The organism is Flavonifractor sp. An4 (genome assembly GCF_002161755.1).
Taxonomy (GTDB): domain Bacteria; phylum Bacillota; class Clostridia; order Oscillospirales; family Oscillospiraceae; genus Flavonifractor; species Flavonifractor avicola.
This window is the reverse complement of record NZ_NFIL01000090.1, coordinates 1-2,032: the sequence shown is the minus strand read 5'-3', so window position 1 is coordinate 2,032 and position 2,032 is coordinate 1. Positions and strand designations below refer to the sequence as shown.

General features: G+C 56.0%; 2 protein-coding genes. Both read left to right on the top strand.

The features are described from left to right. Positions 1 to 640 precede the first annotated feature (640 nt). Positions 641 to 958, top strand: a complete 318-nt coding sequence (locus tag B5F94_RS15725) for a hypothetical protein (protein ID WP_087331493.1) — start codon at positions 641 to 643, stop codon at positions 956 to 958. A 184-nt stretch (positions 959 to 1,142) separates the two neighbouring features. Next, the coding region (locus B5F94_RS15720; RefSeq protein WP_143383337.1) for a DUF2800 domain-containing protein at positions 1,143 to 2,032 on the top strand (890 nt) is incomplete at its 3' end.

The window sequence follows — 2,032 nt, the reverse complement described above, 5'->3', positions numbered from 1 at the left end:
CATCATTTTATACCATGTCCGCTGGAAAATCAAGTGGTTTCACATATTGCAGACATGATATCAGCCGACCCTTCGGCTCCAGCTTCATCAATACTCCTGCGCTGGCGGAGACAGCGGACTTTTGGAGCATGGGGAGCGTTCGTACTCATTAGAGTAATACATGGGGATGCGTCCCCGCTGGCGTGTCCTTGGCCTTGCCGTGGGGCATGACATCAAGGCCCCGGCGCAAAAAATGGTGCGGTAGGCGACCCAGCCTACCTTATATATATTATATGTATCACGAGATATGATCCGCCGTAGGCGGGCAGACAGCAACAGGGATGGGACACCGCAATGGGGCCCATCCCTGTTGCTGTTGTTAGAGGGCACCCGCAGACGCCGTAGGCGGCAAGGGCAAGCGACGGCCCACGGACGGCGCGCAGTAAGGGCCCCGCGATCTGCCGCAAGGCAGGGCGCGGGGTGACGCTGCGGCGGCGGGCTTGCCCGGCGACGTGGCGTCAGTCCTGCCGGCTGTGCCGGCCACGCAGACGGTGAAACCGGCGGCGTGTCAGGACCCCTTATGCCCTTTAGTCCTTTCCTGCCGCTTTCGCCGCCGAACGGTGGCAAACGGCAGGAGTAGCCCATATATGCATCGGTTTCAGTGCTGAAACCAGGTAAAATCACGGATCAAAAAATGATGAATTTCAGCATTTTGCAGAACCGGATTTTTTTATTCGCATATATGGGCATATTTTGGAGCGAAGCGACGACAGTTTTCAGCATCAAGTCATGTCACATGACACGCGTGCTGAAAACTGTATCTGGCCGCAATTTTGCGCATTTTCAGCAAATTTCCAGTGGGAGGAAAAATGCAGAATTTCATCTTTTTTCCTCTGGCTGGAAATTCTGGCCCGCTTTTGCCTTGGCGCACCGGGAAATGGAACGCAGTCCAGAGCAAAACAAAATTTTTTTGAAATAATGTTGACATTTTAATTTTAATAATTATAATATAGAGTAACAAGCGGGTTGTAAATTGTAATACAAAATTACGATGTGGCCCGCTGTAATAGCAAGTATCGCAGCACATATTACGGCCGATAAGCCAGATACAGGGCGCTGGCGGATGTTCCGATCCTTGACTAATTGTTAAGGAGGTGACTACCATGAATGAGAATATGGTAGTCCGCCCTGTGTCTCCGGCGCCGCCCGAGAGCCAGGGCAACATGAAGGAAGTTGGGCCACAGGCCCTCGCACCGAGGTTGGCGGCGCTGTTGCCGGCCTGCACCGGCGCCGCGGAATTTGGCGCCCGGCATCGAAGCAGTCACAGCGAGAGAGCCGAGGATTGGGCCGCGGTTGCGGACATCCCCGACCCAGATGTGCGCGGTGGCAAGGTCGTCCACGCGCTCATCGCTTATGAGCTGGCACGGTATGTTGGTCTTGATCCTGAGCCACTCGATATGCTCCATGCCTCGGCAAAGGCCCAAAAAGTCATCGACGCTTGCGTGAGGCGGGTCACATCGGTATATCGGGCCGAGCAGGCGCGCGGCACCCATCCGGTACTGTTGCCCGAATATCATGTGGATTGCCTGGCTGCATGGGCTCTGGAAGGTATCTGCGTTGGATATTGCGACTGTGCGATTGTGACGGATGATACGATCTATGCCTATGAGTTCAAGGCCGGCACGGGTCCTATCCACTATGCACAGGCGCTCGGCCAGTGCAAACTGTACGCACTCGGACTGCTTGGCGAGTACGGCACGCACTCGAAAATTGTCCTGGAAGTTATGAAACCCGGAATCAACTTTGATCGGGGTATCGAAACGACGCCAGAGGAGCTGACCCGGTGGGGCGAGGAGACCATGGTGCCCCTGGTGCACCGCGTGATGCAGGGCGAGCGGACTTTCCGGCCCGGACTGCACTGCCATCTGTGTCCGGGACGGCCCCTGTGCCGGGCGTGGATTGAACAGATGATCACGATGTTGGTCAGCCGGTATGGGCGCGGGGCAACCGTATCGCCTCAACAGGTCCCCAAGCTCAGCGAGCAGGAAGTCTC